This is a genomic window from Comamonas sp. SY3 (assembly GCF_041730275.1).
Classification (GTDB): Bacteria; Pseudomonadota; Gammaproteobacteria; order Burkholderiales; family Burkholderiaceae_C; genus Comamonas; species Comamonas sediminis.
In genome coordinates this window covers 44,503-69,762 of the sequence record NZ_JBGTYN010000024.1, presented here as the reverse complement: position 1 = coordinate 69,762, position 25,260 = coordinate 44,503, and the positions used below count along the sequence as shown (strand labels likewise).

24 protein-coding genes and 1 riboswitch are annotated in these 25,260 nt (G+C 62.9%); of the genes, 12 read left to right on the top strand and 12 right to left on the bottom strand.

Features of this window, described 5'->3' with window-relative positions; all coding sequences use genetic code 11:
• Positions 1 to 49 precede the first annotated feature (49 nt).
• Positions 50 to 526 (bottom strand): bacterioferritin, encoded by a 477-nt coding sequence (gene bfr, locus ACCQ08_RS22030; protein ID WP_230774696.1) that lies wholly within the window; start codon positions 524 to 526, stop codon positions 50 to 52.
• Positions 527 to 934: 408 nt separating this feature from the next.
• Between bfr and ahpC the strand changes: the two genes are divergently transcribed.
• Together ahpC and ahpF are read left to right on the top strand one after the other, a co-directional pair.
• Positions 935 to 1,498, top strand: coding sequence for an alkyl hydroperoxide reductase subunit C (gene ahpC, locus ACCQ08_RS22025; protein ID WP_239809010.1), 564 nt, complete (start codon positions 935 to 937; stop codon positions 1,496 to 1,498).
• Between the two features lie 134 nt (positions 1,499 to 1,632).
• Positions 1,633 to 3,204, top strand: coding sequence for an alkyl hydroperoxide reductase subunit F (gene ahpF / locus ACCQ08_RS22020; protein WP_373450997.1), 1,572 nt, complete (start codon positions 1,633 to 1,635; stop codon positions 3,202 to 3,204).
• A gap of 232 nt (positions 3,205 to 3,436) precedes the next feature.
• Here the strand turns inward: ahpF and argF are convergent, their stop codons facing one another.
• Together argF and ACCQ08_RS22010 are read right to left on the bottom strand one after the other, a co-directional pair.
• Positions 3,437 to 4,357 carry an ornithine carbamoyltransferase gene (gene argF, locus ACCQ08_RS22015; protein ID WP_239809008.1) on the bottom strand — a complete coding sequence of 307 codons (921 nt, stop codon included), beginning with the start codon at positions 4,355 to 4,357 and terminating at the stop codon, positions 3,437 to 3,439.
• 18 nt (positions 4,358 to 4,375) lie between these two features.
• A complete protein-coding gene (locus tag ACCQ08_RS22010; RefSeq protein WP_239809007.1) occupies positions 4,376 to 5,578 on the bottom strand; it encodes an aspartate aminotransferase family protein in 1,203 nt (400 codons plus the stop codon).
• Between the two features lie 373 nt (positions 5,579 to 5,951).
• On the opposite strand from ACCQ08_RS22010, the gene ACCQ08_RS22005 reads away from it, so the two are divergent.
• Positions 5,952 to 6,314 (top strand): DUF3579 domain-containing protein, encoded by a 363-nt coding sequence (locus tag ACCQ08_RS22005; protein WP_239809006.1) that lies wholly within the window; start codon positions 5,952 to 5,954, stop codon positions 6,312 to 6,314.
• A gap of 267 nt (positions 6,315 to 6,581) precedes the next feature.
• On the opposite strand, the gene rpsT is transcribed toward ACCQ08_RS22005, so the two are convergent.
• A complete protein-coding gene (gene rpsT / locus ACCQ08_RS22000; RefSeq protein ID WP_021025539.1) occupies positions 6,582 to 6,878 on the bottom strand; it encodes a 30S ribosomal protein S20 in 297 nt (98 codons plus the stop codon).
• A 117-nt stretch (positions 6,879 to 6,995) separates the two neighbouring features.
• On the opposite strand from rpsT, the gene murJ reads away from it, so the two are divergent.
• From murJ to ppk2, 3 genes are all read left to right on the top strand, one after another.
• Positions 6,996 to 8,561 carry a murein biosynthesis integral membrane protein MurJ gene (murJ, locus tag ACCQ08_RS21995; protein ID WP_312413557.1) on the top strand — a complete coding sequence of 522 codons (1,566 nt, stop codon included), beginning with the start codon at positions 6,996 to 6,998 and terminating at the stop codon, positions 8,559 to 8,561.
• Between the two features lie 218 nt (positions 8,562 to 8,779).
• Positions 8,780 to 9,628, top strand: a complete 849-nt coding sequence (locus tag ACCQ08_RS21990) for a SirB1 family protein (protein ID WP_239809004.1) — start codon at positions 8,780 to 8,782, stop codon at positions 9,626 to 9,628.
• A 118-nt stretch (positions 9,629 to 9,746) separates the two neighbouring features.
• Entirely contained in the window at positions 9,747 to 10,619 is an 873-nt protein-coding gene (gene ppk2 / locus ACCQ08_RS21985; RefSeq protein ID WP_239809003.1) for a polyphosphate kinase 2, read from the top strand.
• A gap of 288 nt (positions 10,620 to 10,907) precedes the next feature.
• Here the strand turns inward: ppk2 and ACCQ08_RS21980 are convergent, their stop codons facing one another.
• Positions 10,908 to 12,020: an AI-2E family transporter gene (locus tag ACCQ08_RS21980; RefSeq protein ID WP_312413562.1), complete on the bottom strand. Its 1,113-nt coding sequence runs from the start codon at positions 12,018 to 12,020 to the stop codon at positions 10,908 to 10,910.
• Between the two features lie 95 nt (positions 12,021 to 12,115).
• The gene (purM, locus tag ACCQ08_RS21975; protein WP_239809001.1) at positions 12,116 to 13,165 is read right to left on the bottom strand and encodes a phosphoribosylformylglycinamidine cyclo-ligase; all 1,050 of its coding nucleotides are present in this window, start codon (positions 13,163 to 13,165) and stop codon (positions 12,116 to 12,118) included.
• A gap of 414 nt (positions 13,166 to 13,579) precedes the next feature.
• Between purM and hda the strand changes: the two genes are divergently transcribed.
• From hda to folK, 4 genes are read left to right on the top strand one after another with little or no spacing between them, the layout of a single operon-like run.
• The gene (gene hda / locus ACCQ08_RS21970; protein ID WP_239809000.1) at positions 13,580 to 14,275 is read left to right on the top strand and encodes a DnaA regulatory inactivator Hda; all 696 of its coding nucleotides are present in this window, start codon (positions 13,580 to 13,582) and stop codon (positions 14,273 to 14,275) included.
• 51 nt (positions 14,276 to 14,326) lie between these two features.
• Positions 14,327 to 15,025: an HAD family phosphatase gene (locus tag ACCQ08_RS21965; protein ID WP_312461820.1), complete on the top strand. Its 699-nt coding sequence runs from the start codon at positions 14,327 to 14,329 to the stop codon at positions 15,023 to 15,025.
• Positions 15,022 to 16,638 (top strand): polynucleotide adenylyltransferase PcnB, encoded by a 1,617-nt coding sequence (gene pcnB, locus ACCQ08_RS21960; protein ID WP_312413568.1) that lies wholly within the window; start codon positions 15,022 to 15,024, stop codon positions 16,636 to 16,638. Before ACCQ08_RS21965 ends, pcnB begins: the two co-directional genes overlap by 4 nt.
• Positions 16,628 to 17,179 carry a 2-amino-4-hydroxy-6-hydroxymethyldihydropteridine diphosphokinase gene (gene folK, locus ACCQ08_RS21955; protein WP_373450996.1) on the top strand — a complete coding sequence of 184 codons (552 nt, stop codon included), beginning with the start codon at positions 16,628 to 16,630 and terminating at the stop codon, positions 17,177 to 17,179. The genes pcnB and folK overlap by 11 nt, the downstream gene beginning before the upstream one ends.
• 97 nt (positions 17,180 to 17,276) lie before the next feature.
• On the opposite strand, the gene ACCQ08_RS21950 is transcribed toward folK, so the two are convergent.
• On the bottom strand, positions 17,277 to 18,248 hold the full coding sequence (locus ACCQ08_RS21950) for a tripartite tricarboxylate transporter substrate binding protein (protein ID WP_312461817.1): 972 nt from the start codon (positions 18,246 to 18,248) through the stop codon (positions 17,277 to 17,279).
• 288 nt (positions 18,249 to 18,536) lie between these two features.
• Complete coding sequence (locus ACCQ08_RS21945) at positions 18,537 to 19,592, bottom strand: CDP-6-deoxy-delta-3,4-glucoseen reductase (RefSeq protein WP_239808996.1); 1,056 nt, start codon at positions 19,590 to 19,592, stop codon at positions 18,537 to 18,539.
• Between the two features lie 193 nt (positions 19,593 to 19,785).
• Here ACCQ08_RS21945 and ACCQ08_RS21940 point away from each other — a divergent pair, with 193 nt between their 5' ends.
• Positions 19,786 to 20,796, top strand: a complete 1,011-nt coding sequence (locus ACCQ08_RS21940) for an NAD-dependent epimerase/dehydratase family protein (protein WP_373450995.1) — start codon at positions 19,786 to 19,788, stop codon at positions 20,794 to 20,796.
• A 12-nt stretch (positions 20,797 to 20,808) separates the two neighbouring features.
• Here ACCQ08_RS21940 and ACCQ08_RS21935 read toward each other — a convergent pair whose 3' ends face one another.
• The 3 genes from ACCQ08_RS21935 to ACCQ08_RS21925 are packed head-to-tail and all read right to left on the bottom strand — an operon-like array spanning position 20,809 to position 22,602.
• The gene (locus ACCQ08_RS21935) at positions 20,809 to 21,573 is read right to left on the bottom strand and encodes a DUF4124 domain-containing protein (RefSeq protein ID WP_312807921.1); all 765 of its coding nucleotides are present in this window, start codon (positions 21,571 to 21,573) and stop codon (positions 20,809 to 20,811) included.
• Positions 21,574 to 21,597: 24 nt separating this feature from the next.
• Positions 21,598 to 22,053: a hypothetical protein gene (locus ACCQ08_RS21930; protein ID WP_239808993.1), complete on the bottom strand. Its 456-nt coding sequence runs from the start codon at positions 22,051 to 22,053 to the stop codon at positions 21,598 to 21,600.
• A gap of 57 nt (positions 22,054 to 22,110) precedes the next feature.
• On the bottom strand, positions 22,111 to 22,602 hold the full coding sequence (locus tag ACCQ08_RS21925) for a hypothetical protein (protein WP_133857912.1): 492 nt from the start codon (positions 22,600 to 22,602) through the stop codon (positions 22,111 to 22,113).
• Between the two features lie 539 nt (positions 22,603 to 23,141).
• On the opposite strand from ACCQ08_RS21925, the gene ACCQ08_RS21920 reads away from it, so the two are divergent.
• Positions 23,142 to 24,272, top strand: a complete 1,131-nt coding sequence (locus ACCQ08_RS21920) for a branched-chain amino acid ABC transporter substrate-binding protein (protein ID WP_239808992.1) — start codon at positions 23,142 to 23,144, stop codon at positions 24,270 to 24,272.
• Between the two features lie 39 nt (positions 24,273 to 24,311).
• Here ACCQ08_RS21920 and ACCQ08_RS21915 read toward each other — a convergent pair whose 3' ends face one another.
• Positions 24,312 to 24,845 (bottom strand): methylated-DNA--[protein]-cysteine S-methyltransferase, encoded by a 534-nt coding sequence (locus ACCQ08_RS21915; protein WP_239808991.1) that lies wholly within the window; start codon positions 24,843 to 24,845, stop codon positions 24,312 to 24,314.
• 210 nt (positions 24,846 to 25,055) lie between these two features.
• Positions 25,056 to 25,213, top strand: a riboswitch (FMN riboswitch).
• Positions 25,214 to 25,260 lie beyond the last annotated feature (47 nt).

The window sequence follows — 25,260 nt, the reverse complement described above, 5'->3', positions numbered from 1 at the left end:
AAAAAGGACCCGAAGGTCCTTTTTGAGAGGGAGTTGCTGGCGTCGTCGTTTATTCGACCTCGCCCATGATGGACTGCAGGTAATTCTGGATGCCGACCTTGTCCACCAGGTCCAGCTGGGTTTCCAGAAAATCGATGTGCTCTTCGGTGTCGTCCAGGATCTTTTGCAGCAGATCGCGCGAAACATAGTCGCGCACGCTTTCGCAATGGGCGATGCCGTCCTTGATGGTCGCCTGTGCTGCTTGCTCCAGACGCAGGTCGCAGGCCAGCGCTTCGGGCACGTCTTCACCGATCTGCAGCTTGCCCAGATCCTGCAGGTTGGGCAGTCCATCGAGCATGAAGATGCGGTCCATCAGCCAGTCCGCATGCTTCATCTCACCGATGGATTCCTCGTATTCCTTCTTGGCCAGCTTGTCCAGGCCCCAGTGCTTGTACATGCGGTAGTGCAGAAAGTACTGGTTGATGGCGGTGAGTTCGTTCTTCAGCTGCGCCTGCAGAAAACCGATGGCCTTGGGATCGCCTTTCATGGTGGGCTCCTTCTCTTGTGTGAATGACGGGGATTGGGACTATTGTCCTTGCGAAAGGTCAAGCAACCAAACCGGGCAGCGCTTATCCCCCGTGCTTTTGCTCTGGCTGCGTGTAAGGCTGAGTCGTGTTCTCATTTGACGCCGCAGCGCCCTTGCTTGCATGATGCGGCTTGCTGCAGCGCAACTGCGCTGTCATGGCGCTGTGATAAGTTTGCAGCAATAAAGGCGCAGGGCGGGCTCAGACTTGCAATATCTGCTTCAGCCCGCATATAACAATCTGCCTTGGGTCAGCATTTAGATAATAGTTTGTTTAAATTGAAATGATTATTTTAATTGAGTTGATCAATTATTAAGAAGTTTCTACACTGACTCCTGTCAATCGTTTTTACTCAACAGAAGGAAACAACCATGTCCGTACTCAACAGCAAGATCAAGCCTTTCACGACGCAAGCCTTCAAGGATGGCAAGTTCATCGAAGTGACCGAAAAAGACGTCCTGGGCAAGTGGGCTGTGTTCTTCTTCTACCCTGCTGACTTCACCTTCGTGTGCCCGACCGAACTGGGCGACGTGGCTGACCACTACGCAGAACTGCAAAAGCTGGGCGTGGAAGTCTATTCCGTGTCGACCGACACCCACTTCGTGCACAAGGCATGGCACGACACCTCGGACACCATCGCCAAGATCAAGTACACCATGCTGGGTGACCCTACCTGGCAGATCAGCCAGAACTTTGACTGCCTGCGCGAAGGCCAGGGCCTGGCAGACCGTGCCACCTTCATCGTGGATCCAGAAGGCGTGATCCAGGCGATGGAAATCACCGCTGAAGGCATTGGCCGCAATGCAGAAGACCTGCTGCGCAAGATCAAGGCTGCCCAGTACGTGGCTTCGCACCCCGGTGAAGTCTGCCCTGCCAAGTGGCAAGAAGGCGAAAAGACCCTGGCTCCTTCGCTGGACCTGGTCGGCAAGATCTAAGCCCAGCATCAGCCTTTCTTAACTGCTGCCATTCCAACGTAGTAGACGCCCGGGTGCCTGGCGCCCGGGCTTTGTTTTTTTGAAAAGTGCTGCAAGCCCACGAGGCTGGGCACAAGAAGTTTGAAGGAAGTCCCATGCTCGACAACACCATGAAAGCCCAACTGAAAGCCTACCTGGAGCGCTTGACCAAGCCCGTCGAGCTGGTGGCGACCCTGGACGACGGTGAAAAGTCGAATGAAGTGCGCCAACTGCTGGCCGATATCAAGGCGCTGAATGACAAGATTTCGGTGGTCGAGGACAACGCGGCCGATGTGCGCAAGCCCTCGTTCCTGATCACCAACCCCGGCACCGATGTCGGCGTGCGTTTCGCTGGCGTGCCGCTGGGCCATGAGTTCACCTCGCTGGTGCTGGCACTGCTGCAGGTGGGTGGGCACCCGTCGAAGGAATCGGCAGAGCTGCTCGAGCAGGTCAAAAACATCGACACGCCGCTGCACTTCGAGACCTTCTACTCGCTGTCCTGCCACAACTGCCCGGACGTCGTGCAGGCGCTGAACCTGATGTCCGTGCTCAACCCCAAGATCACGCACACCGCGATCGACGGTGGTCTGTTCCAGAAGGAAGTGCAAGAACGCGAAATCATGGGTGTGCCTACCGTGTTCGTCAATGGCCAGCGTTTTGGCCAGGGCCGCATGGAGCTGGCCGAGATTGTCGCCAAGGTGGATACCGGCGCCGCAGCCCGCGAAGCGCAAAAGATTTCGGCCAAGGAGGCCTTTGATGTGCTGATCGTCGGTGGTGGCCCTGCTGGCGCAGCCGCTGCGATCTATGCGGCGCGCAAGGGCATCCGCACCGGCATTGCGGCCGAGCGCCTCGGCGGCCAGGTGCTCGATACCGTCGATATCGAGAACTTCGTCTCCGTCAGCAAGACCGATGGCCCCAAGTTTGCGGCGGCGATGGAGAGCCATATCCGCGACTACGAGGTCGACATCATGAACCTGCAGACCGCCAAGTCCTTGACGCCAGCGGCGCAAGCGGGTGGCCTGATCGAGATCGAGACCGAATCGGGTGCCAAGCTCAAGGCCCGCACGGTGATCCTGTCGACCGGCGCGCGCTGGCGCAACATGAATGTGCCCGGCGAGGACATCTACCGCACCAAGGGCGTGACCTACTGCCCGCACTGCGATGGCCCGCTCTTCAAGGGCAAGCCCGTCGCGGTGATCGGTGGTGGCAACTCGGGTGTCGAGGCGGCCATTGACCTGGCTGGCGTGGTCAAGCATGTGACCTTGCTGGAGTTTGCCTCCGAGCTGAAGGCCGACGCTGTGCTGCAGCGCAAGCTGCGCAGCCTGCCCAATGTGACGGTCATCCTGAATGCGCAGACCACCGAAGTGAACGGTGACGGCAAGAAGGTGACGGGCCTGACCTACAAGGACCGCACAAACGATGAGACCAAGACCGTCGCGCTGGAAGGTATCTTTGTGCAGATCGGCCTGCTGCCCAACACCGGCTGGCTCAAGGGCACCGTGCAGCTGACCCCGTTTGGCGAGATCGAGATCGATGCGAAGGGCCACACCAACCTGCCTGGCGTCTTCGCTGCCGGTGACTGCACGAATGTGCCGTACAAGCAGATCGTCATCGCCGCAGGTGCCGGCGCGACTGCCGCGCTGAGCGCGTTTGACCACCTGATCCGCACGACGGCACCCGCTGCCTGATCTGCCTGATTTGACTGGTAGGCGCTGAAATAACAATGCCCCGATACCGAAAGGTTCGGGGCATTGCTGTATCTGGAAGGGACGGGGTGGCTCAGCCAGCCGATGAACAGCCGCTGGATTGGTGGCACCGAAAGGCGTTAACACGGCCCTTGAGACGAGGCGCCGAGTCGCAGGCAGTACTTTAGTACGACAAGACGCGGCAACGAAGTATCAAGGGTTGTGTTAGCGCCGCCTAGCCTTGCTTGCCGATGAGCAGGTACTCCATCAAGGCCTTTTGCACATGCATGCGGTTCTCGGCCTCGTCCCAGACGACGGACTGCGGGCCGTCGATGACCTCGGCCTGCACCTCTTCGCCGCGGTGGGCGGGCAGGCAGTGCATGAAGAGCGCGTCCTTCTTGGCGACGGCCATCATGTCGAGGTCCACGCACCAGTCGGCAAAGGCCTTCTTGCGCTTTTCGTTTTCCTCTTCATAGCCCATGCTGGTCCACACGTCGGTGGTGACCAGGTCGGCGCCCTTGCAGGCCTCCTGCGGATCGCTGAACAGCTGGTAGCAGCCTTTGTCGTAGGCGCGGCCGCTGAACGCCAGTTGCTCATCGATGCCATAGCCGCTGGGCGTGCTGACATGGACCTTGAAGCCCAGCAGGTTGGCCGCCTGCAGCCAGGTGTTGGCCATGTTGTTGCCATCACCCACCCAGGCAACCGTCTTGCCCTGGATGGAGCCGCGGTGCTCGATGAAGGTGAAGATGTCGGCCAGGATCTGGCAGGGGTGGAACTCGTTGGTCAGACCGTTGATGACCGGCACGCGCGAATGTGCCGCAAAGCGCTCGATCTTGTCCTGCCCGAAGGTGCGGATCATCACCAGGTCGGTCATGCGGCTGATCACGCGGGCGCTGTCCTCGATCGGCTCGGCACGGCCCAGCTGGCTGTCGCCGGTGGTCAGGTGGACCACCGAGCCGCCCAGCTGGTACATACCGGCTTCAAAGCTCACGCGCGTGCGGGTGCTGGCTTTCTCGAAGATCATGGCCAGGGTGCGGTCGGCCAGCGTGTGGTGGGTCACATAGCCCTTGAACTTCTGCTTGATCAGCGCGGCGCGCTTGAGCAGGTATTCGTATTCGTCGGCGCTGAAGTCCTGGAATTGCAGATAGTGTTTCATTGCGTTCTTTTTCCGGCCTTATTGGCCTGCCAGGAAGGATTTGACCAGCGGTACCAGCTTGGCGACGATTTCATCGGCCTCGGCCTTGGTGAGGATCAGCGGCGGCACGATGCGGATCACCGTGTCGGCGGTTACGCTGAACAGCAGGCCGGCTTCCTGCACGCCGCGCGTGATCAGCTCGCCGCAGGGCTTGTTCAGCTCCACGCCGATCATCAGGCCCTGGCCGCGCACTTCGACAAAGCCGGGCGTGTCGGCGAGCGCCTGGTTCAGCGCTGCCTTGAGGTGATCGCCGACCTGGGTGGCGTTGGCCAGCAGGCCTTCTTCTTCCATGATCGCAATGGTTTCCACGCCGGCACGCATGGCCAGCGGGTTGCCACCAAAGGTGGTGCCGTGGTTGCCTGGCTGCAGCACCTTGGCTGCCTTGGGGCCGGCAACGACGGCGCCCACCGGCACGCCCGATCCCAGGCCCTTGGCCAGCGACATCACATCCGGCACGATGCCGGCCCATTGGTGGGCAAACCACTTGCCGGTGCGGCCCATACCGGCCTGGATTTCATCAACGATGAACAGCCAGTCCTTGGCATCGCACAGCTCGCGCACCTGCTTCATGAACTCCGCGCGCATCGGGTGCAGGCCGCCTTCGCCCTGGATGGGCTCCATCATCACGCCCACGATGTTGGGGTTGCCTTCGGTCGCTTCCTGCAGCGCGACGAAGTCATTGGCCGGCACACGCAGAAAGCCGTCGAGCAGGGGGCCGAAGCCGTTGCGCACCTTGGGGTTGGCGGTGGCGCTCATCGTGGCGATCGAGCGGCCATGGAAGGCATGGTCGAACACGACGATCACCGGCTTTTCGATGCCCTTGTCCACGCCGTACTTGCGCGCGATCTTGATCGACGCCTCGTTCGCCTCCAGACCGGTGGAGCAGAAGAAGACATTGGTCATCTTCGAACGCTCGACCAGCAGGGCCGCCAGCTTTTCCTGGCCAGGCACATAGTAGTAGTTGCTGGTGTGGATCAGCTTGGTCATCTGGTCGTGCAGCGCAGCGACCAGCTTGCCGTGGTTGTGGCCCAGCGTGTTGACCGCAATGCCGCCCAGCGCGTCGAGGTATTCCTTGCCGTTGACATCCCACACACGCACGCCCTGGCCTCGCTCCAGTGCGACCGGCACGCGGCCATAGGTAGTCATCACATGGGGCTCAGAAGGCTTGACAGTGTCTTGCATGGAAATCTCCGGAAAAAGGATCAGAATCAAAAAATCCGCTTGGGCCCCATACCCCTATGGCATGGCACCAGCGGAAGTCCCATTCTAGGGGCTGCATTGCGGCAGACTAGTGAAGAATGCGCATCACAGAATCGCGGTGCTGCCTGACTGCCTGTGCGGCCCTTTCTGCGCAGGCTAGACTGCAGAGCGCAAAAAACCGGGCTGGGCCGTTCCGGCGGCTCCTGCATGCGCTGCAGGGTTATGCGTTTCTTGCATTTCTTGATGTTTTGAACTTATGCCTTGCGCGTGCGTATCTCTTATATAAGAGTTAAAATACGGGTTTGGCCTGAGGCAGTGATCCTGTGCTCAGGCGTCTATCAGAGGCTTCCACCCCATGGTTTCTCCAACATCTCAAGAAGTGTTCATTCTGGGCCTGACCCAGAATGGGAAGACCTTTCGCCCCAGCGACTGGGCGGAGCGTCTCGCGGGAGTGATGAGCCAGTTTCGTCCGGGCGGTATGCGCCGTGGTGGCCATCTGGGCTATTCGCCCTGGTGCGTCCCTACAACGATGAACGGCGCCAAATGCGTCATCGTCAAGCGCGAGCTGCAGGTCCATGAGCCGATGGCCTGGGATTTCGTGATGAACTTTGCGCGCGACAACGGACTGCAGACCACCGACGCCTGCCTGATTCCCGAGGCGGCGGTGGATCCCGGCAAGCCCGGAGCCAACACTTCCAGCGACACGACCAAGGCCTGAGTTTCAGGCCTTTTTTGCGGCTGGGCCATGGGCCGTCAACGCGGTTGCGCTGGGGCTCAGCCGGTGGCGGGCCCGTGAGCTGGCCGAACCCGTCCGGCTGGCTCGCCATCCGGGACGCGCGGCGGCAGGCCGATGCAGATCAGGCGGTGGGCAAAAGAGGCCCATACAACGAAAAAAGCCGTCTTGCGACGGCTTTTTAGTTCACTGAGAGCGCACCCGTTACAAACGGCGGGCAGGGGATCCTGCCCGTGCGATTGCCTAATGGGCTTAGGCGGCCAGTGCCAGGGCCTTGACCTTGGCAGCAATGCGGCTCTTATCGCGAGCAGCCTTGTTCTTGTGGAAGATGCCCTTGTCGGCAATCGTGTCCAGCACGGATTGCGCCTTGGCAAACAGTTCGGTGGCCTTGGTCTTGTCGCCAGCGGCAACAGCCTTTTCCACGTTCTTGATGGCGGTACGGTACTTGGAACGCAGCGAGGTGTTGGCGGCGTTCAGCTTGATGGTTTGGCGGGCGCGCTTGCGGCCGGATGCCAAACGGGGGTTTTTCTTGACTGGCTTAGATGCCATGATGAGTGTCCTTTGAGTCTGCGGATGTTTTCAGTGAATCGGGCATTATAGCCGCTCTTTACTCAGAAATCCAGATATCCGGCAATTTCCTGCCAGCCGCGCAGCTACACTGCCCGGGTGTCACTGTTCAAAGCTGCCTCCACCGTCTCCCTGTTTACGCTGCTCTCGCGTATCACAGGGCTTGCCCGCGACCTGCTGATGGCCACCATGTTTGGTGCCAGCGCGTTGACCGACGCATTCAATGTAGCGTTCCGCATTCCCAACCTGTTCCGGCGCTTGTTTGCAGAAGGGGCATTCAGCCAGGCCTTTGTGCCGGTGCTTGCCACCACCCTGACCAAGGAAGGCGAGGAGCGCACGCGCACCCTGGTGCACAGTGTGGCCACGGTGCTGTTCTGGATTCTGGCGCTGACCTGTGTGGTGGGCGTGGTCGCAGCGCCCGTGCTGGTCTGGCTGCTGGCCAGTGGCCTGCGGCAAAACCCGCACAGCTATGACGCGGCCGTGCTGATGACGCGCTGGATGTTTCCCTATATCGGTTTCATGTCGCTGGTGGCATTGGCTGCCGGGGTGCTCAATACCTGGAAGCGCTTTATCGTGCCGGCCTTCACGCCGGTGCTGCTCAATGTCAGCATGATTGTGGCTGCCTTGGCGCTGACGCCCTGGATGCGCAGCCATGGGCTGGAGCCCATCTACGGCATGGCCATCGGCGTGATGGCCGGAGGCGTGCTGCAGCTGGTGGTGCAGTTTCCGGCGCTGCGCCGCATCGGCATGCTGCCACGCATCTCGTGCCGGCCTTCGGTCATCAGGCAGGCCTGGGCCGATGCCGGTGTGCGCCGCATCCTGTCGCTGATGGCGCCCGCGTTGCTGGGTGTGGGCGTGGCCCAGATCTCGCTGATGATCAATACCCAGATCGCCTCCTACCTGGCCCCTGGCAGTGTGACCTGGTTGTTCTACGCCGACCGGCTGATGGAATTTCCCACCGCCTTGCTGGGCGTGGCGCTGGGCGTGGTGCTGACGCCGCAGCTGTCCTCGGCCAAGGCAGCGGGCGATGACGAGCGCTATGGCGCGATGCTGGACTGGGGCCTGCGCATCGTGGTGCTGCTGGCCGCCCCCTGTGCGGCTGGCCTGCTGCTGTTTGCCAAGCCCTTGGTGGCGGTGCTGTTCCACTACGGTGCGCTCAAGGGATCGGATGTGGGCCAGATTGCGCTGGCGCTCCAAGGCTATGGCGTGGGCCTGTTGGCGATGGTGGCCATCAAGGTGCTGGCCCCTGGCTTTTATGCGAGCCAGGACATCCGCACACCGGTGAAGATTGCCATCTGTGTGCTGGTGCTGACGCAGCTGTTGAATCTGGTGCTGGTGCCGACAATGGCCCATACCGGCCTGGCCTTGTCGATTGGTCTGGGTGCCGTCATCAATGCGCTGTGGCTGCTGGTGGGCCTGATCCGGCGCGGCAGCTTCCAGCCCAGGCCGGGCTGGTGGATCTTTCTGGCCCGGGTCTCGCTGGCGGTGGCACTGCTGGGCATCTTTCTGGCCTGGGGCGCACAGATGACCGACTGGGTGGCGATGGGCGCGCACCGTCTGGAGCGCGTGGGCCTGCTGGCGCTGTGGATGGCCGGCGCCGCGCTGCTGTACTTTGGCGTGCTGGCCTTGTCCGGCATGAAGCTGCGCAGCTTGCTGCGCCGCTGAGCGCCTTGCGCTCACTGCAGGCGCAGTGGTGGCATCTGCCCGGCATTAGTTCCTAAGGGCATTCCTGGGGGATAGCCTGCATATTTACGCAGCTTTTGCACAATTGTGTCCTACACGGCCTGCATTCGGGGCTGTCTCGTGCTATACATGGTGTCATGGCACAGGCAGCGCCCGAATGTGCCAGCGATGTATGCGGCGGCGCTGCAGTTGGGATGTGTATGGACTTCCGCTTTTCTATCCCCACACCGTTGGAGCATTTCGAATCGTTGGTCAGCAGCGATGAGGGTTTTCCGCTGCTGGAGGCGGCTGCTGCCGTGGCCTGCATCGAATACCCGCAACTCGATACCCAGCAGGTGTTGAACGAGGTCGATCAGCTGCTGGGTCAACTGATGGAAAGCCGCGATGCCAGCAGCCGCAGCGCGCTGACCCGGCTCAAGGCGCTCAACCACCGGTTTTATGCCGACTGGGGGTTTCAGGGCAATCCCAATGACTTCTACGCACTGGACAACAGTTGCCTCAATGCCGTGTTGCACCGCAGGCGCGGCATCCCCGTATCGTTGGCTGTCATATGGCTGGAGCTCGCATCGGCATTGCAGCTGCCCGCCCATGGCATCTGCTTTCCCGGCCATTTTCTGCTCAAGGTGAGTGTGGCCGAAGGGCAGATCGTGCTAGACCCGCTGTCGGGCCAGTCGTTTTCCAGCAATATGCTTGCCGAGATGCTGGAGCCGATGCAAAAGGCGTTTCACCGCGTCGACGAAGACGATGTGCCGCTGGGCCTGTACCTGCAGGCGGCCACTCCGCGCGACATCATTGCGCGCATGCTCTCCAATATGAAGGAGGTCTACCGCAGTGACAAGAACTGGGCCAAGCTGATCGAGGTGCAAAACCGCCTGCTGGTGCTGCTGCCCGATGCCTGGACGGAGCTGCGCGACCGGGGCCTGGCCTATGCAGAACTGGGCGTGCATGACCGCGCGCGCGAAGACCTGCAGGCCTACCTGAACCACACCGGCAATCCGGAGGATGCGGCGTATATCCGTGCGGCTTTGTTAGATTTGCAACGAATGTAACGTTTGACGTGGTTCTGACATTTCTTTGTCATTGTGTCGTCACACAACTTCGGCAAGATGGCAGCACTAGGGATGCGCCATTATGAAAGACCGATTGGGAATATCACCAGAAGACGTCATGCACAAGATTGCGCGTGACGTGATGGATGACTATGACGAGTCTCTGGAGCTCGAGATGGAAGATGGCATGCTGGGCACGCCGTTTGCCGCCGGGATGACGGAGCATGACTACCAGTACTTTCGCGAGCTGCTCAGGCTGCAGGGTGAGCTCGTCAAGCTGCAGGACTGGGTGCAGCACACCGGTCAAAAGGTGGTGGTGCTGTTCGAGGGGCGCGACGCCGCAGGCAAGGGCGGTGTCATCAAGCGCATCACCCAGCGCCTCAACCCCCGCGTGGTGCGCGTGGCGGCCTTGCCGGCCCCCAATGACCGCGAACGCACGCAGTGGTACTTCCAGCGCTATGTGGCGCACCTGCCTGCAGCCGGCGAGATCGTGCTGTTTGACCGCAGCTGGTACAACCGCGCTGGCGTCGAGAAGGTCATGGGCTTTTGCACCAACGACCAGTACGAAGAGTTTTTCCGCACCGTGCCCGAGTTTGAAAAAATGCTGGTGCGATCGGGTATCCGCCTAGTCAAATACTGGTTTTCGATCAGCGACGAAGAGCAGCATCTGCGCTTCCTCGGGCGTATCCATGATCCGCTCAAGCAGTGGAAGCTGTCGCCAATGGATCTGCAAAGCCGCGTGCGCTGGGAGGAGTACACCAAGGCCAAGGAGGTGATGCTGGAGCGCACCCACATCCCCGAAGCGCCGTGGTGGCTGGTGCATGCCGATGACAAGAAAAAGGCGCGCTTGAACTGCATCGCGCATTTCCTCTCGCAGGTGCCCTACACCGATGTGGACCACGAGAATGTCGTGCTGCCCGATCGGGTGCGCCATCCGGATTACACGCGCCTGCCGGTGCCCGCATCCATGTATGTTCCGGAAGTCTATTGATCAACGGCCCAGCGCATTTCGTACACAGAACCCCGGTTTGATCACCGGGGTTTTTTTGCGCCTGTGCGGTGCCGATGGTGCATGGAAGGCATGGCCTGGGCATCCCTCTGTGCGGTTCGCGCTGATCGGGGGCTGACAGACTGCGGTACCGCAAGACGCAGAGGCATGGGCCTGGCCTCAGCCCCTGCAGGTGGGGCGCTGTGATGGATGCCTGGCGCTCTGTACCTGGAGCGACCGGGGGCGGGGCATCTGCACCTGCCTGGGGTGGCATGCCCGTGGAGACGAATGCTAGATCAGCCGCGCCGCAAACAACTCTTTTTTCAGATAGGCGTAAAAGAGCGGCGCTGCGACCAGCCCGGCAGGGCCAAAGATGGCTTCCGCGACAAACATCACCGACAGCAGTTCCCAGACGCCCATATGCGTTTTGGCGCCGACGACCTTGGCATTGATCAGGTACTCGGCCTTGTGGATCAGCACCAAAAAGGCCAGGCAGGCCACGGCGGTCAGCGGAGAGACCGACAGGCCCACGGTGGTGATGACGGCATTGCAGACCAGGTTGCCGACAATGGGGATCAGGCCGCCAAAAAACGTCAGCATGATCAGCGCCCCGCTATAGGGCAGGCGCATGTTGATCAGCGGCAGGATGCCGAGCAGGAAGATGGCGGTCAGCACTGTGTTGAACAGTGCGATCCAGAACTGGGCCGCGACAATCTGGCGGAAGGCATCGCCAAAGCGCTGCACGCGCAGCTGCAGCTGGTAGGCCAGCGGCGCATGGGAGTGGCGGCTGTGGCGCACGGCGGCCAGTGCGCCAATCAAGAGGCCCACAAACACATAGAGCAGGCCGGTGAGCCAGAGCCGGCCCATGTTGGCAATGGCACCTGCCTTGGTGCCCAGGTACTCGGCAGCCCTTTGCTGCAGGTCCTGCACGCCGTCAGGCAGCACATTGGCCAACTCGGGCGGCAGCTTGCTGCGCAGGTCGAGCAGGGTCTTGGCCATCGATACCAGCATCTCGCGGTACTGCTGCGGCGCGTTCAGCAGATAGCCCTGCGAGTGGATCAGGCCGATGGTCACGAGCACCACGGGCACCACCAGCACGATGGTCACGGACAGGTATTCCATCCACAGCGGGGGAGGGGTGTTCAGCGATGCCGGCACGCGGCTGAGTTCGCGGATCTTGTGCACCAGAAACAACGTGAAGGTGTAGCCGGCGCATGCGGCCAGCAGGCCCACCAGCAGGCCATTGAGCATGATCAGCAGCAAGGCGGCGGCCATCAGCACATAGGAGGCCACCCTGACGCCCCAGTGCGCAGGAGGCGGCCGCCAAACATGCGGCAGGTCCGCAGCGCCACTGGCCGGCTGGCCGGGGCTGTTGGACGTGGGCTTTGCAGAATCCGGTTGCATCGTAGGCCATCCATCTGAGCGAGTCGGAGGGCCAGGAACTGGCCCGTGCTGCGCACGGGGCAGGCGGCTCAATGCGCCCGCCCTGTCGGGGAAGCTTAGCGCACCGTGACCGCAGCATCCGCGCCGCGGGGGCCGATGCTGCCAATCGTCCACACTTGTTCACCAAGCGCAGAGAAGGCGTCCTTGACCGCCTGTTCGCTGTCGGCGGGAACGACCACCACCATGCCGATGCCATTGTTGAACGTGCGGTTCATCTCGATGTCATCGATGCCCGCCGTCTTTTGCAGCCAGGCGAACAGCTCGGTCTGGGGCCAGCTGCCCTTGACCAGGTGCGCGCCCAGGCCTTCCGGCAGCACGCGGGGGATGTTCTCCAGCAGGCCGCCACCGGTGATGTGGGCCAGCGCCTTGATGGGCTGCGCTGCCAGCACCTTCAGCACGTTGAGCACATAGAGGCGCGTGGGCTCCATGATGGCGTTCTTGAAAGGCTTGCCGTCCAGGGTGTCGGGCAGGCCGCCCTGGCTTTGTGCGCGCTCGATGCACTTGCGCACCAGCGAGAAGCCATTGGAGTGCACGCCGTGCGAGGCCAGGCCCAGCACCACGTCGCCGGCCTGCACGTTCTGGCCGGTCAGGATCTTGCTTTTCTCGACAGCGCCGACGGCAAAGCCGGCCAGGTCGTATTCGCCGTCCGGGTACATGCCGGGCATCTCGGCGGTCTCACCACCGATCAGTGCGCAGCCCGACAGCTCGCAGCCCTTGGCGATGCCGCCCACCACAGCTGCTGCGGTGTCCACATCCAGCTTGCCGCAGGCAAAGTAGTCGAGGAAGAACAGCGGCTCGGCGCCTTGCACCAGCACGTCGTTGACGCTCATGGCCACCAGGTCGATGCCCACGGTGTCATGCATGTTCCATTCAAAAGCCAGGCGCAGCTTGGTGCCAACGCCGTCGGTGCCCGAGACCAGCACCGGCTCCTTGTAGCGCTTGGGCACTTCAAACAGCGCGCCAAAACCACCGATACCCGCCATCACGCCTTCGCGCATGGTTTTCTTGGCCAGGGGCTTGATGCGCTCGACCAGCGCGTCGCCTGCGTCAATATCAACGCCAGCGTCTTTGTACGAAAGGGGGGTGGAGGAATGGGAAGAGCTCATGAGGGACTACAAAGGCAATAAGGCTGACAACCTGACCCAACGGGGGCCAGAAACGTCGATTTTATGCCGCAAGCCATACCTGAGGCGCCAGAATGCCCGTCCGGTGTGCACTGTTAACGGCTGTGCAGCCATTTGCAGCGCGCGGTGTGGCCGATTTCCTGCATAAATGCGGCACTTCGGCCTTTTGTGTCACACGGTCGTGACTACCGACTAAAATCAACGGGTTTGCATGTACGCCTCTGGCCAGTACATATGCCCCGAGCAGGGGAGCCCCCAGTTGGCGCGCGTTGCGCCCAACCACACTGAACGCTTTCTTGTATTGAACGCAGCCATGCGTGAGATTTCCTTTTATCCGAACCTCACCAACGCAGTGCCCCACGCACGGCGGGCACGGGTGCGGATAGGAGTTGACGCATGAAGCAAATGGCTTTGGATCTGGGCTTGGCGCCAGCGCCAAGCCTGAACCGGTTTTTTGCGGGCTCGAACCAGGCAGCACTCGCGCATCTGCATGCCCAGGTCAATGAGGCCTGGGACACGCCGCGCTCGACCGTGCCGACCTACCTGTGGGGTGAGATGGGCTGTGGCAAGACCTATGTGCTGCGTGCGGTCGCGGAGGCCTTGCGCGAGCAGGGCTCACCGGTGGGCTGGCTCGATGCGAGCACGCGCTTTCCCAGTGCTTTCAATGAGCGTTGGTCAGCGGTGATTCTGGATGAGGTGCAGTTCTACAACCCGGTGCAGCAGGCGGCGGCCTTCAACTGGTTCGTCAACGCCACCAGCCCGGCAACCGGCGCGCGGCGCTGGGTGCTGGCGGCGGGCGATGTGCCGCCCTCGGACCTGAAACTGCGTGACGACTTGCGCACCCGGCTGGGCTGGGGCGAGATCTACCAGCTGCATCTGCTCAGCGAAGCACAGCGCAGGGACGTGCTCAAGGATGAAGCCAAACGACGTGGCCTGGTATTGACCGACGATGTGATGGATTACATGCTCAAGCGCTTCTCACGCGATTTGGGCAGTCTGATGCAGCTGTTGGACCACCTGGACAATTTTGCCTTGCGCAATAAGAGGGGCCTGACGATCCCCTTGCTCAAGGACATGCTGGAGACGGAGTAAATGGTCTTGGATCACAAACACGTTCTTCCAGCAACAACCGAGATTTTTTGAATGAATAACTCTGCTGGCACAAGCACTAGGCTTGCGCTTTTTGACCTGGACCATACTTTGCTGCCGCTCGATTCGGACTACGAATGGGGGGAGTTCACGTTGCGCAAGGGCTGGTGCGACAAGCAGGAGTTCGGCAGCCGCAACGCGGCCTTTTTTGCCGATTACCAAAAAGGCACGCTCGATATCCATGCCTATGTGCGTTTTGCCACCGAGGCCATTCGCAAACTGGGGCCGCAGGCCGCCGACGACGCCCATCTCGCGTTCATGCAGGAGGTCATCGAGCCGCATATCCAGCCGGCGGCGCTGGCGCTGCTGCAGCAGCACCGGGACGCGGGTGACACCATCGTGATCGTCACCGCCACCAATGAATTCGTGACCCGCCCCATCGCCAAGGCCTTGGGTGTGGACCACCTGCTGGCCGTCAACCTGGCGCGTGATGCCTCGGGCTGGATCACCGGTGAGATCGATGGCGTGCCGACGATGCGTGCCGGCAAGGTCACCCGCATGGAAGCCTGGATGGCCGAGCGCGGCCTGAGCTGGGACAGCGTGGACAGCATCTTCTACAGCGATTCGATGAACGACGTGCCGCTGCTGGAGAAAGTCAATACGCCGGTGGCCACCAACCCTGACGACCGCCTGCGCCAATTGGCGACAGAACGCGGCTGGCGCATTCTGGACCTGCTGGAGCCTCACGCATGATCAAGACCATCATCGATAAATTGCTCGGCAAAGCCACGGCGGCCAGCAAGACCAAGAACCCCTTTGGCAAGCGCGAGGAAGTCGGCGTTGATGTGCACAACATCGATCCCAAGCTGGTGGACCGCCGGGCGCTGGATGTCTGCAGCACGTTGAAGGAAGCGGGGTTTGAGGCCTATATCGTCGGCGGGGCCGTGCGCGACCTGCTGCTGGGCCTGCGCCCCAAGGACTTCGACGTGGCCACCAACGCCACGCCCGAGCAGGTCAAGAGCCTGTTCCGCCGCGCCTTCATCATCGGCCGGCGTTTTCGCATTGTGCACGTGGTCTATGGCCGTGGCCGCGAGAACGAGGTCATCGAAGTCACCACCTTCCGGGCCTTCCTGGACAGCTCCAAGGCCGAACAGGTGCAGGGCAACGAAAAAACCAGCAAGGCCGCACTGGCCGGCATGAAGCTGGCGGTGGACGAAAGCGGCCGTGTGCTGCGCGACAACGTCTGGGGTCCGCAGAACGAGGATGCGGCGCGGCGCGACTTCACCGTCAACGCCATGTACTACGACCCGCAGACCCAGATCGTCGTGGACTACCACAAGGGCATCCGCGACTCGCAAAAGCATGTGCTGCGCATGATTGGTGATCCGGCCACCCGCTACCGCGAAGACCCGGTGCGCATCATCCGCGCCGTGCGCTTTGCCGCCAAGCTCAGCAAGAAGGGCTTCACGCTCGACCCCAAGACCGCCAAACCGCTGGTCGAATGTGCCCAGCTGCTGCAGGAAGTGCCGCAAAGCCGCATGTTTGACGAAATGCTCAAGCTTTTGCAGACAGGGCATTCGCTGGCCTCGATCGAGCAACTGCGCCTGCTGGGCCTGGCCAAGGGCATCTACCCGCTGCTGGATGTGGTGGTGGACCGCGCCGACCTGCCGTTTGTGCAGGCTGCGCTGATGGACACCGACCGCCGCGTGGCCGAAGGCAAGAGCGTGGCGCCAAGCTTCTTGCTCGCCTGCGTGCTGTGGCAGGACGTGAAAGCGGGCTGGGACAAGCGCATGCTCAAGGGCGAGCACCCGCACCCGGCGCTGCAGGATGCAATCGACGATGTCTTCAACCACCGCATCGGCGATGTCTCCGGCCGGGGCAAGCTCGCCGCTGATATGCGCGAAATCTGGGTGATGCAGCCGCGCTTTGAAAAGCGCACCGGCAGCACGCCGTTCGGCATGATCGCACAGGCGCGCTTCCGTGCCGGCTTCGACTTTCTGCGTCTGCGCGCCGATGTGGGCGAGGTGGACGAAGCGCTGGCCAACTGGTGGCAGGAGTTCCAGCAGGCCGATGAGGCCCGCCGCGAAGACCTGATCGCCCAGGTGCGTGAAGAGCAGCGTGCCAAGCCCAAGGCAGGCGCTGCCAAGCCCAAGCGCGCCCCGAGAAAACCGGCAGCCGCCACAGAGGCGCAGGAAGGCTCCAGCCTGGACCAGGTGGCTCAGCAGGCCATCGACAGCGAGAGCGCCGCCGCTGGCGATGCGCCAGCGAAGAAGCGCCGCCGCCGCCGCCGCAAACCCGGTGCGGGTGATGCCGGCGGTGCAGCAGGTGGCGGCAATGGTGGTGATGCAGCCGCCCATGGCGACTGAAGCGTTGGGCCAGGCGCAGCGCCTGGCCAATGGTGATGCCGCACCGCCCGCTGGGCAGAGCTTGCGCGCCTGGATAGGCCTGGGTGCCAATTTGGGCGACCGGGGTGCTGCAATGGCGCAGGCCTTGCGGCAATTGGCGGGCAGCGCGGGTGTGGCCGTGCAGGCGGTCTCGTCGTTGTACAGCAGCCGGCCGGTGGATTCCAGCGGGCCCGACTACCTCAATGCCGTGGCCGAGCTGCGCACATCGCTGTCGGCACAGCAGCTTTTGCACCTGCTGCAGCAACTGGAGCTGGCCGCCGGCCGCGAGCGCCCCTACCGCAATGCCCCGCGCACGCTGGACCTGGATGTGCTGCTCTATGCGGATATCGACACGTCGATCGCGATGCCCGACCTGCAGGTGCCCCATCCGCGCATGTGGCAGCGTGCCTTTGTGCTGGCACCGCTGCAGGAGCTGGCGCCGGCCTGGGTCAGCGAGGCACAGCTGCAGCCGCTTTTGCCACAGGGTGTGCAGCGCAGCCAAGGGCCGGACTGGTGGCGCTGAGCCGGCGAGAGAAAGATACCGCCCCACAAGAACAAAGCCCCGCAGCTGCACGCTGGCGGGGCTTCTTGCTGGGCGCTACGGATTCGCAGCGCGGCGCTTAGTCGACCTTGGCGCCGGAGAGCTTGACCACCGATTCGTACTTGTTGCGCTCGGAGGCCATGAACTTGTCAAACTCGGCCGGCGTAGTGGGCACGGGCTCGGCCATCAGGCTGGCAAAACGGGTCTTGGTGGCCGGATCCTTCAGCGCATCGGTAAAGGCCTTGTTGAGGCGGTTGATCACATCAGGCGGCGTGTTGGCCGGTGCCACCAGGCCCCACCAGGTGTCGATCTCGAAGCCTTTGAGGGTGTCAGCCAGCGGTGGCACGCCGGGCAGCATCGGGCTGGCGTGCAGGCTGGTGACGGCCAGCGCGGTGAGCTTGCCGCTGTGGATGTTGGCCGACGCGGCCGCCAGGTTGTCGATGTTGAAATCCACCTCGCCCGACAGCAGCGCCAGCTGCGCAGGGTTGGCGCCACGGTAGGGCACGTGCACGGCAAAGATGCCGGCCTGGCGTTTCATCATCTCGCCGGCCAGGTGGCCGGAGCTGCCATTGCCGCCGCTGCCGAAATTGAGCTTGCCGGGGTTCTTCTTGGCATAGGCGATCAGCTCCTGCACATTGCTGATCTGCAGCGCCTTGGCGCGCTCGGTGTTCATCACCAGCACGTTGGGCACGCGCACCATCTGGGTGATGGCGGTGAAATCCTTGGCGGCGTTGAAAGGCATCTTGGTGTACAGCCAGGGATTGACGGCATGCGTGGCCGTCGCCGACAGGCCGATGGTCAGGCCGTCCGGTGCGGCCTTGGCCACGATGTCGGCACCGATGTTGCCGCCGGCGCCCGCCTTGTTGTCGATCACCACGGTACCCAGTTGGTCGCGGACACGTTCAGCCAGGATGCGCGAGGTGACATCCAGTGGACCTCCCGGAGCGTAAGGCACGACCAGGCGAATCACCGGATCGGCCGCAAAAGCGGCAGGTGCAGCGAAAGCGGCGGCGGCCAGGACGGTGGATAACAGGATATTTCTGCGTTGCATGGTTTGGTGTCTTCTTGACGAGAGTGAATAACGACGAAGCGCCTGAGACGAGCAGGCACTATCCCCTGAGTGCCGCCAGCACAGCCCCGCCAGCCAAAGCTTGGCGTTGCAGACGAGGGGCCCAGCCTGCAGCATGACAGACGCACGACAAGGCGGGGCCCTAACGCAGGTTGGACTGTGTGAGCGGCTCTAAACTTTCTAGTGTAGCGGCTGGGGCATGTACATGCCGTGACGCGGAAGTGGGACAGGGCCGCGATTGCGCCCTGTCAGACCCCGTGTCTCAGCCGTTCATACGATCTGGTTCTGCTTGTCGGCCTCGGTCACGAAGGCATCGGCAAAGAAGGCGTCCTCCGGCAGGCCGCGCTGGCTGGTAAAGCTGGCGCGGGCGGAATCCACGACAATCGGCGCGCCGCAGGCATAGACCTCGTAGCCCGACAAGTCGGCAAAATCATCGAGTACGGCCTGGTGCACAAAGCCGCTGCGGCCTTGCCAGGCGTCTTCTGCCAGCGCGTCGGAAACCACCGGCACATAGCGCAGCTGGGGCATCTCGGCGCTGCGTGCCAGCATCCAGTCGTGCATATACAGGTCTTGCGGGCGCCTGCCGCCCCAGTACACCACCACCGGGCGCTGGATGTCGTGGTGCTGCAGATGTTCGATGAGCGCCTTGATCGGCGCAAAGCCGGTGCCCGAGGCCAGAAAGACCATCGGTTTGTCGCCGTCATGCAGGAAGAAGCTGCCGAACGGGCCTTCGATGCGCAGGATCTCGCGCTCCTTCATCGCGCCAAACACGTGGTCGGTAAAAAGACCGCCGGGTGTGTGGCGGATATGCAACTCCAAGCCAGGCGCGCTGTCTTGGTGGTGCGGCGCAATCGCCATCGAATAGGCACGGCGCGTGCCACCGGCAAGCAAAAACTCGATGTACTGACCGGCGTGGTAGCGAAAGCTGTCTGCGGCAGGCAGCTGCAGGCGCAGCTTGACGACATCGGGCGACAAGCGCTCGATGGTCTGCACGCGCACCGGCATTTTCTTGATCGGAAAGGCGCTTTCATCGGTGACATGGCGCGACTCGATCACCACATCGCTGGTGGGCACGGCGCAGCACGGCAGGATCATGCCGTCGGCCTCTTCCTGCGGGCTCAGCGCACGTTCGCTGTGGGGACCATGCACGACGGTGCCGCTGAGCTTCTTGCATTTGCAGGAGCTGCAGGCGCCATCCTTGCAACCATACGGCAGACCTACGCCGCTGCGGATCGCAGCCGTCAGGATCGCTTCCGAGGCCTGGGTGGCAAATGCGCGTCCGCTGGGCAGGACCGAAATTTGAAACGCGCTGGACGAAGAGCTCATTGCACCAAAATTCCTTATCGACACAAAACAACGGCGCTCATCGGCGCCTGGGGTTGCATAAATGGGGTGAGCGCTGGCATTTGCAAGCAGGTTCAGACGCTAGACTGCAGTGTGATGGCTGCCATCTGAACCACGAAAGCTTATTGTGCCTTTAAACCAAAGCCCGCGAAGCGGGCCCCGACAGCGCTGCGCCATGGCAGCTGGCCAGGCCTTGCCGGCGCGTTTTCGGCGCCAACGGGTGCTGATCGTGGGCTGCGGCGATGTCGGCCAGCGGGTGCTGCAGCTGTGGCAGCGGCCAGGCCAGCATGCGCATGCGGCGCGCGGCCCGCTGGTGCGGGCGCTCAGTTCATCGCCGCAGCGCTTTGACAGCCTGCGTGCCCTGGGTGCTACGCCGTTGCTGGGCAATCTGGACGAGCCGCGCAGCCTGCGCCGGCTGGCGGGGCTGGCCCAGCGTGTGGTGCATCTGGCGCCACCGGCGCAGCCCGCTGCGGGAACGCCGTCCACGCTGGCCTCGCGCGATCTGCGCACACGCCACCTGCTGCAAGCACTGGTTTGCCGCGCGGGCCAGGCGCCGCAGCTGGTGTACGGCTCCACCAGCGGTGTCTATGGCAACTGGGACGGTGCCTGGGTCACGGAGACCCATCCGCTGCGCGCCAGCACCGCCCGGGCGCTGCGCCGGGTCGATGCCGAACGCCAATTGCGGGCCTGGGCGCGGCGCTTGGTGACCAGCGGCGCTGCCGTGCATGTACTGCGCATCCCCGGTATCTACGCAGGCGACCGCGAGGGTGGTACCCCATTGGGGCGGCTGCAGCGCGGCACGCCGCTGTTGCGGCGCGAGGACGATGTTTACACCAGCCACATCCATGCCGATGACCTGGCGCGCGCGGTGGTGCGGGCGCTATGGCGCGGTAGGCCGCAGCGCATCACCAATGTGGCCGATGACTCTGCGATGCTGATGGGCGATTATTTTGACCTGGCCGCTGACCTGTGGCGCCTGCCGCACCCGATGCGCATCAGCCTGGCCGAGGCCGAGCAGCAACTGAGCCCCACCTTGCTGAGTTTCATGCGCGAGTCGCGGCGCCTGAGCAATACGCGTATGCGGCAGGAGCTGGGCCTGGTACTGCGCTACCAGACGGTGCACCACGGCTTGCAGGCCGCTGTGTACCTGGTGGGGGCGGGCACTGCGGCGGGCCCTGGTGCTTGAGCCTCGCCCGGGCTAGCAGGGTGCCGAGCCGCCCTGGCTGCGGCAGCTGCGCGGGTTGGCGCCGGGGCTCGGTGGCCGTGCGGTTTCGCCAATCTGGCCCCGGGGGTGCGAATAGCCCTGCGTATCCACACACTTGAACACATCGCAGCGGCTGATGCTGGGTGCGGGAGCGGGCGGTGGTGCCGGTGGGCGGGGGCGATGGGGGCGGTATGGGTAGCCGTCCCAATAGGGATCAGCGGGCAGTACCGCCGTCGGTGCGGGGCGGCTGGCCTCCAGCCGGCTATAGGCCTCGGGGCCCATGCAGTCGAGCTCCATCTGGCGCTTGGCCGCATCGAGCCGGGCATGGCTGCCCATGGTCTTGTCGGCAGCCTCTTCGGATGCGGCGCTGTAGCGCTCACGCGATTGCTGGCAAGCGGCTGACTGCGCGGGGTTGGCACGAGCGGGGCGGTTGGCGGCCCGTTGCGCCAAATCCTCGGCGCGTTCATCGGCCTGCAGGCGGCGCTGGGCCAGCTCCTGCTGGCGCCGCTCGGCCTTGGCTTGCAGGGCTTCCTGCTCGCGGGCGCGGTCCTGGGCCAGCTCCTCATCGGATTTGCGGCGCTCTATCTCGGTCGCGCTGGCACCGCTGGCGCAGGCGCCATCGGTGTAGGTCACCTTGCCCGTGCCCGGGTCCACGCAGCGGGTGACCTGGGCCTGTGCCAACGGCGCCGCCAATGCGCAAGCACACCAAAAACCCAGCCATGCGGCATAGCGAAGGCTGGGCAGAGGGGGGCGTGGCATGAGGCGCATGGTGGTGACCGAAGGTTAGCGCTCGAACTGCCCACCAAACCGGCCGCCGTTGGGGCGCGACGCGGGCGCTGCCGGGCGCGGGCCCGAACCATAAGGGCGGCCAAAGTTGGAGCCCGTGCCGGGTGCCAACTGCTGGGGTCGCGATGGTGGTGGCCGGCTGCTGCCGCCATGGCCGGGGCGGTCATAGCCACCGCCTGGGCGGTAGTAACCGCCACCCGGGCGGTAATAGGGGCGGCCGCCGCCATACACGTAAGTCGGAGAGCTCTGGATGACCAGCGAGCTGCTGCCGTAGTAGGGGTAGCTGTTGTAGCCATACCCGTAGCCCCCATAACCGTAGCCATAGCTGGGGGTGGAGTAGGTCGAATAGGCATCGCCGTAGTACACGCCGTCTGCGGGTGCGACCACGCAGCCGCCCAAGAGCAGGGCGCTGGCCGCAGCGATGGCCATCGTTCCGAGACGAATGGTACGCATGGTGAAAACTCCTTGAGGAATAAGCCCGCGCGCTCGGCACGCGGGCGGGTCAGCGGGTTAGCGGCAGGGGCGGCTGGGGGTCAGCACATTGTCGCTGCCAGCGGCATTCTGGCGGGCAGCGGCCGCGCATTCCTGCTGGTGACGGCTTTCGCCAAAGCGGTTGCGGTCGCGCTCGCGGTTTTGGCGTTCACGGTCTTGCGCCTGGCGCTCCAGTGCACGGCGGCGATCTTCGTCACGGGCGCGCTGGTCGCGGTCGCGTTCACGGGCCTGGCGATCGCGGTCACGGTCACGCTCGCGTTCACGGGCTTCGCGCTCGCGGGCTGCGCGGTCCCGGTCACGTTCACGGTCGCGGTAATAGCGGTCATCGTTGTAGCGGTCCTGCACATAAATGGTTTGCGAAGGCTGCTGGTAACCATAGCCATAACCGCCGCCATAGCTGCCGTAGCCCGAATCGCTGTAGTAGCCGTCGCTGCCGGTGGCAACGCAGCCGGTCGTGGCCAGCGCGCTGAACGCGATGGTGGCAATGCTGAGCAGATGACGATGATTCATATTCGAGCCTTTCTGGTTGTGTGGTGGCAGGACTTGCGTGATGCCATAGGGCCAGCAATCGCGATTCCCAATGCTAACCGTTACACCCTCAAAACCGGAGACATGGGCCCATGTATGTAAAGACGTTTTTCCGGCCTTGGGGGTTGACGGCGATGCCACAGCCATGCTGTGTTTTGCCAATCTTTACAGACAGTCTCTGCGTGGTATGCAGGAGACATGCCTGTTGTGGGATGTCAATATCCGTATTCGTCGGTGTTGAGAAGTTAGACAAATAACGGCTTTCACCGTTCCGATTGATGCAATGCAGCAATCGCTGGAATGCGTTGCGTGCTGGCGCTTATATGCGATTTCAAACCCACTGTGTCGCTATTTTTACAGGACTTGTCCTAATACCGTCGTAGGCCCCGGTAGATAAAAAATCTCACTCACGCTATCGAGTTCGATGATGTACCGAATGTGCGGCCTCCATTACAAGTGGCAAGGCGGCAGATGCCGGTACCGGTGGCGCTTAACAGACGCTTTTGATGGAGTACGACGCAATGGATAAAAGTATCAAGGCTGCAGTGGCCCTGGTGGTGGCCGGTATGGCCGTGGCTGCAAGCGCACAAGAGGTGGTGAAGATCGGTACGATGAGCCCGCTGTCCGGTCCTCAGGCGCACTATGGCAAGGACAACGTCACCGGCGTGCGCTTTGCGGTGGAAGACCTCAACACCCAGGGCGTGACCATCGGTGGCAAGAAGATCAAGTTCGAGGTGGTGGCCGAAGACGATGCGGCCGACCCCAAGCAAGGCACGGCTGCTGCGCAAAAGCTCTGCGATGACAAGGTGGCGGCGGTTGCCGGTATTCTGAACTCGGGCGTCGCGATCCCCTCATCCAAGATCTTCAACGACTGCGGTGTGCCTTTCATCACCGGCGCGGCCACCAACCCCGAGCTGACCCGCCCTGGCTACCCCGGCGTCTTCCGCATCATCGCCAACGACAACGCGCTGGGCGCTGCGCTGGCAGGCTACGCGGCCGACACCCTGAAGCTGAAGAACGTGGCCGTGATTGACGACCGCACCGCCTACGGCCAAGGCCTGGCCAATGTGTTCAAGAAGGACGCGGGCGCCAAGGGCGTGAACATCGTGGCGTCCGAGTTCACCAACGACAAGGCCACCGACTTCATGGCCATCCTGACCTCCATCAAGGCCAAGAAGCCCGATGCGATCTTCTACGGCGGCATGGATGCGCAAGCCGGCCCCATGCTGCGCCAGATGGTGCAACTGGGCATGACCAATGTGAAGTTCTTCGGCGGCGACGGCATCTGCACGGCCGAGCTGGCCAAGCTGGCCACCGGCACCAAGACCTTGGGCAATGTGGTCTGCGCCGACGGCGGTGCATCGCTGGCCAAGATGCCTGGCGGTACCGAATGGAAGAAGCGCTATGACGCCAAGAACCCTGGCGTGTTCCAGGTCTACAGCCCTTACTTCTATGACGCGACCATGCTGATCGTCGACGCGATGAAGCGTGCCGATTCCACCGATCCGAAGAAGTACCTGCCCGAGCTGCGCAAGTCCGAGTACAACGGCGTGACCGCGAAGATTGCGTTCCAGGAAAACGGCGAGCTGAAGGTGCCTCTGTACACCCTGAGCCACTACATCGACGGCAAGAAGACCCCGATCGGCGAATAAGCTGCCAAAACCGGTGCTGATAGCCTCCCCGAGCCCGCCCTAGGCGGGCTTTTTGCTGTGCCGCGCTTCATGCGCCAGCAGCCACTGCTTGCGCGCCAGGCCGCCGGCGTAGCCGGTGAGCGATGCATCGCTGCCGATCACCCGGTGGCAGGGCAGCACGATGCTGATGGGGTTGGCGCCATTGGCCATGCCCAGCGCACGCACTGCTGCCGGCCGCCCGATCTGCGCGGCCAGGCTGGCATAGCTGCGCGTGCTGCCTGCAGGGATGGCGCGCAATGCCGTCCAGACCTGGCGCTGAAAATCGGTGCCACCCAGTGCCAGTTCCAGGCGATCAAGCGCCTGCAGCTCGCCATCAAAGTACGCGGCCAGGGCATCGGCCACCGGCGCGGGCACGGCCGCGCTGCTGTGCATCTGGACGGCATCGCGCGGGTACTGGCGGCGCATCAGCAAGGCCATGCGCGCTTCATAGCCCTGCCAGTCCAGCGCGCGCAGGCGCTGCTGCGCGTCGCACAGCAGCAGGATGCCCCCTTGCGGGCTGGGGAGGCGGGAGAGCATGAAGTTCAGCAAGGCCATGGTGGGGATCGGTGGCGCGCGCAGGTACCGCAGTGTAGAGCGCAGGCGATGTATGGCAGGCCGGCAGCTAAAGCCGAAAAACTAGACGCATAACAAGTTGCCCGCGCATCAAAAACCTGGGTGACGGTGTTTGTATCGCAGCCCCTCTACAATCGGCCGGCGAGCTGCAGCAGGCTTGGGCCCTCCAGGGCCTTGCCGGCAGCCGCTCAGCGTTATTCTCAGGGCGGGGCGCAATTCCCCACCGGCGGTATCTGGCTTTGAGGAGCCAGGAGCCCGCGAGCGCTTGCAAGGCCTACGGCTGCGCAAGGTCAGCAGATCTGGTGCGATGCCAGAGCCGACGGTCACAGTCCGGATGAAAGAGAATCGCGCAAAGCTTCGCCGCCTCCTGCGCCTGTGCGCGGGTTGCGGCCATGGG

Coding starts and splice junctions, on each gene's coding strand:
- ACCQ08_RS21925 (WP_133857912.1), bottom strand. CDS start 22,602: ATGAATCATCGTCATCTGCTCAGCATTGCCACCATCGCGTTCAGCGCG.
- ACCQ08_RS21950 (WP_312461817.1), bottom strand. CDS start 18,248: ATGCAACGCAGAAATATCCTGTTATCCACCGTCCTGGCCGCCGCCGCT.
- purM (WP_239809001.1), bottom strand. CDS start 13,165: ATGAGCTCTTCCCATTCCTCCACCCCCCTTTCGTACAAAGACGCTGGC.
- ACCQ08_RS22010 (WP_239809007.1), bottom strand. CDS start 5,578: ATGCAAGACACTGTCAAGCCTTCTGAGCCCCATGTGATGACTACCTAT.
- ACCQ08_RS21945 (WP_239808996.1), bottom strand. CDS start 19,592: ATGAGCTCTTCGTCCAGCGCGTTTCAAATTTCGGTCCTGCCCAGCGGA.
- ACCQ08_RS21965 (WP_312461820.1), top strand. CDS start 14,327: ATGAATAACTCTGCTGGCACAAGCACTAGGCTTGCGCTTTTTGACCTG.
- folK (WP_373450996.1), top strand. CDS start 16,628: ATGGCGACTGAAGCGTTGGGCCAGGCGCAGCGCCTGGCCAATGGTGAT.
- ahpF (WP_373450997.1), top strand. CDS start 1,633: ATGCTCGACAACACCATGAAAGCCCAACTGAAAGCCTACCTGGAGCGC.
- ACCQ08_RS21915 (WP_239808991.1), bottom strand. CDS start 24,845: ATGGCCTTGCTGAACTTCATGCTCTCCCGCCTCCCCAGCCCGCAAGGG.
- argF (WP_239809008.1), bottom strand. CDS start 4,357: ATGAAACACTATCTGCAATTCCAGGACTTCAGCGCCGACGAATACGAA.
- ACCQ08_RS21990 (WP_239809004.1), top strand. CDS start 8,780: ATGGACTTCCGCTTTTCTATCCCCACACCGTTGGAGCATTTCGAATCG.
- hda (WP_239809000.1), top strand. CDS start 13,580: ATGAAGCAAATGGCTTTGGATCTGGGCTTGGCGCCAGCGCCAAGCCTG.
- pcnB (WP_312413568.1), top strand. CDS start 15,022: ATGATCAAGACCATCATCGATAAATTGCTCGGCAAAGCCACGGCGGCC.
- bfr (WP_230774696.1), bottom strand. CDS start 526: ATGAAAGGCGATCCCAAGGCCATCGGTTTTCTGCAGGCGCAGCTGAAG.
- ppk2 (WP_239809003.1), top strand. CDS start 9,747: ATGCACAAGATTGCGCGTGACGTGATGGATGACTATGACGAGTCTCTG.
- ACCQ08_RS21930 (WP_239808993.1), bottom strand. CDS start 22,053: ATGCGTACCATTCGTCTCGGAACGATGGCCATCGCTGCGGCCAGCGCC.
- ahpC (WP_239809010.1), top strand. CDS start 935: ATGTCCGTACTCAACAGCAAGATCAAGCCTTTCACGACGCAAGCCTTC.
- rpsT (WP_021025539.1), bottom strand. CDS start 6,878: ATGGCATCTAAGCCAGTCAAGAAAAACCCCCGTTTGGCATCCGGCCGC.
- ACCQ08_RS21940 (WP_373450995.1), top strand. CDS start 19,786: ATGGCAGCTGGCCAGGCCTTGCCGGCGCGTTTTCGGCGCCAACGGGTG.
- ACCQ08_RS21935 (WP_312807921.1), bottom strand. CDS start 21,573: ATGCCACGCCCCCCTCTGCCCAGCCTTCGCTATGCCGCATGGCTGGGT.
- ACCQ08_RS21980 (WP_312413562.1), bottom strand. CDS start 12,020: ATGCAACCGGATTCTGCAAAGCCCACGTCCAACAGCCCCGGCCAGCCG.
- ACCQ08_RS21920 (WP_239808992.1), top strand. CDS start 23,142: ATGGATAAAAGTATCAAGGCTGCAGTGGCCCTGGTGGTGGCCGGTATG.
- ACCQ08_RS22005 (WP_239809006.1), top strand. CDS start 5,952: ATGGTTTCTCCAACATCTCAAGAAGTGTTCATTCTGGGCCTGACCCAG.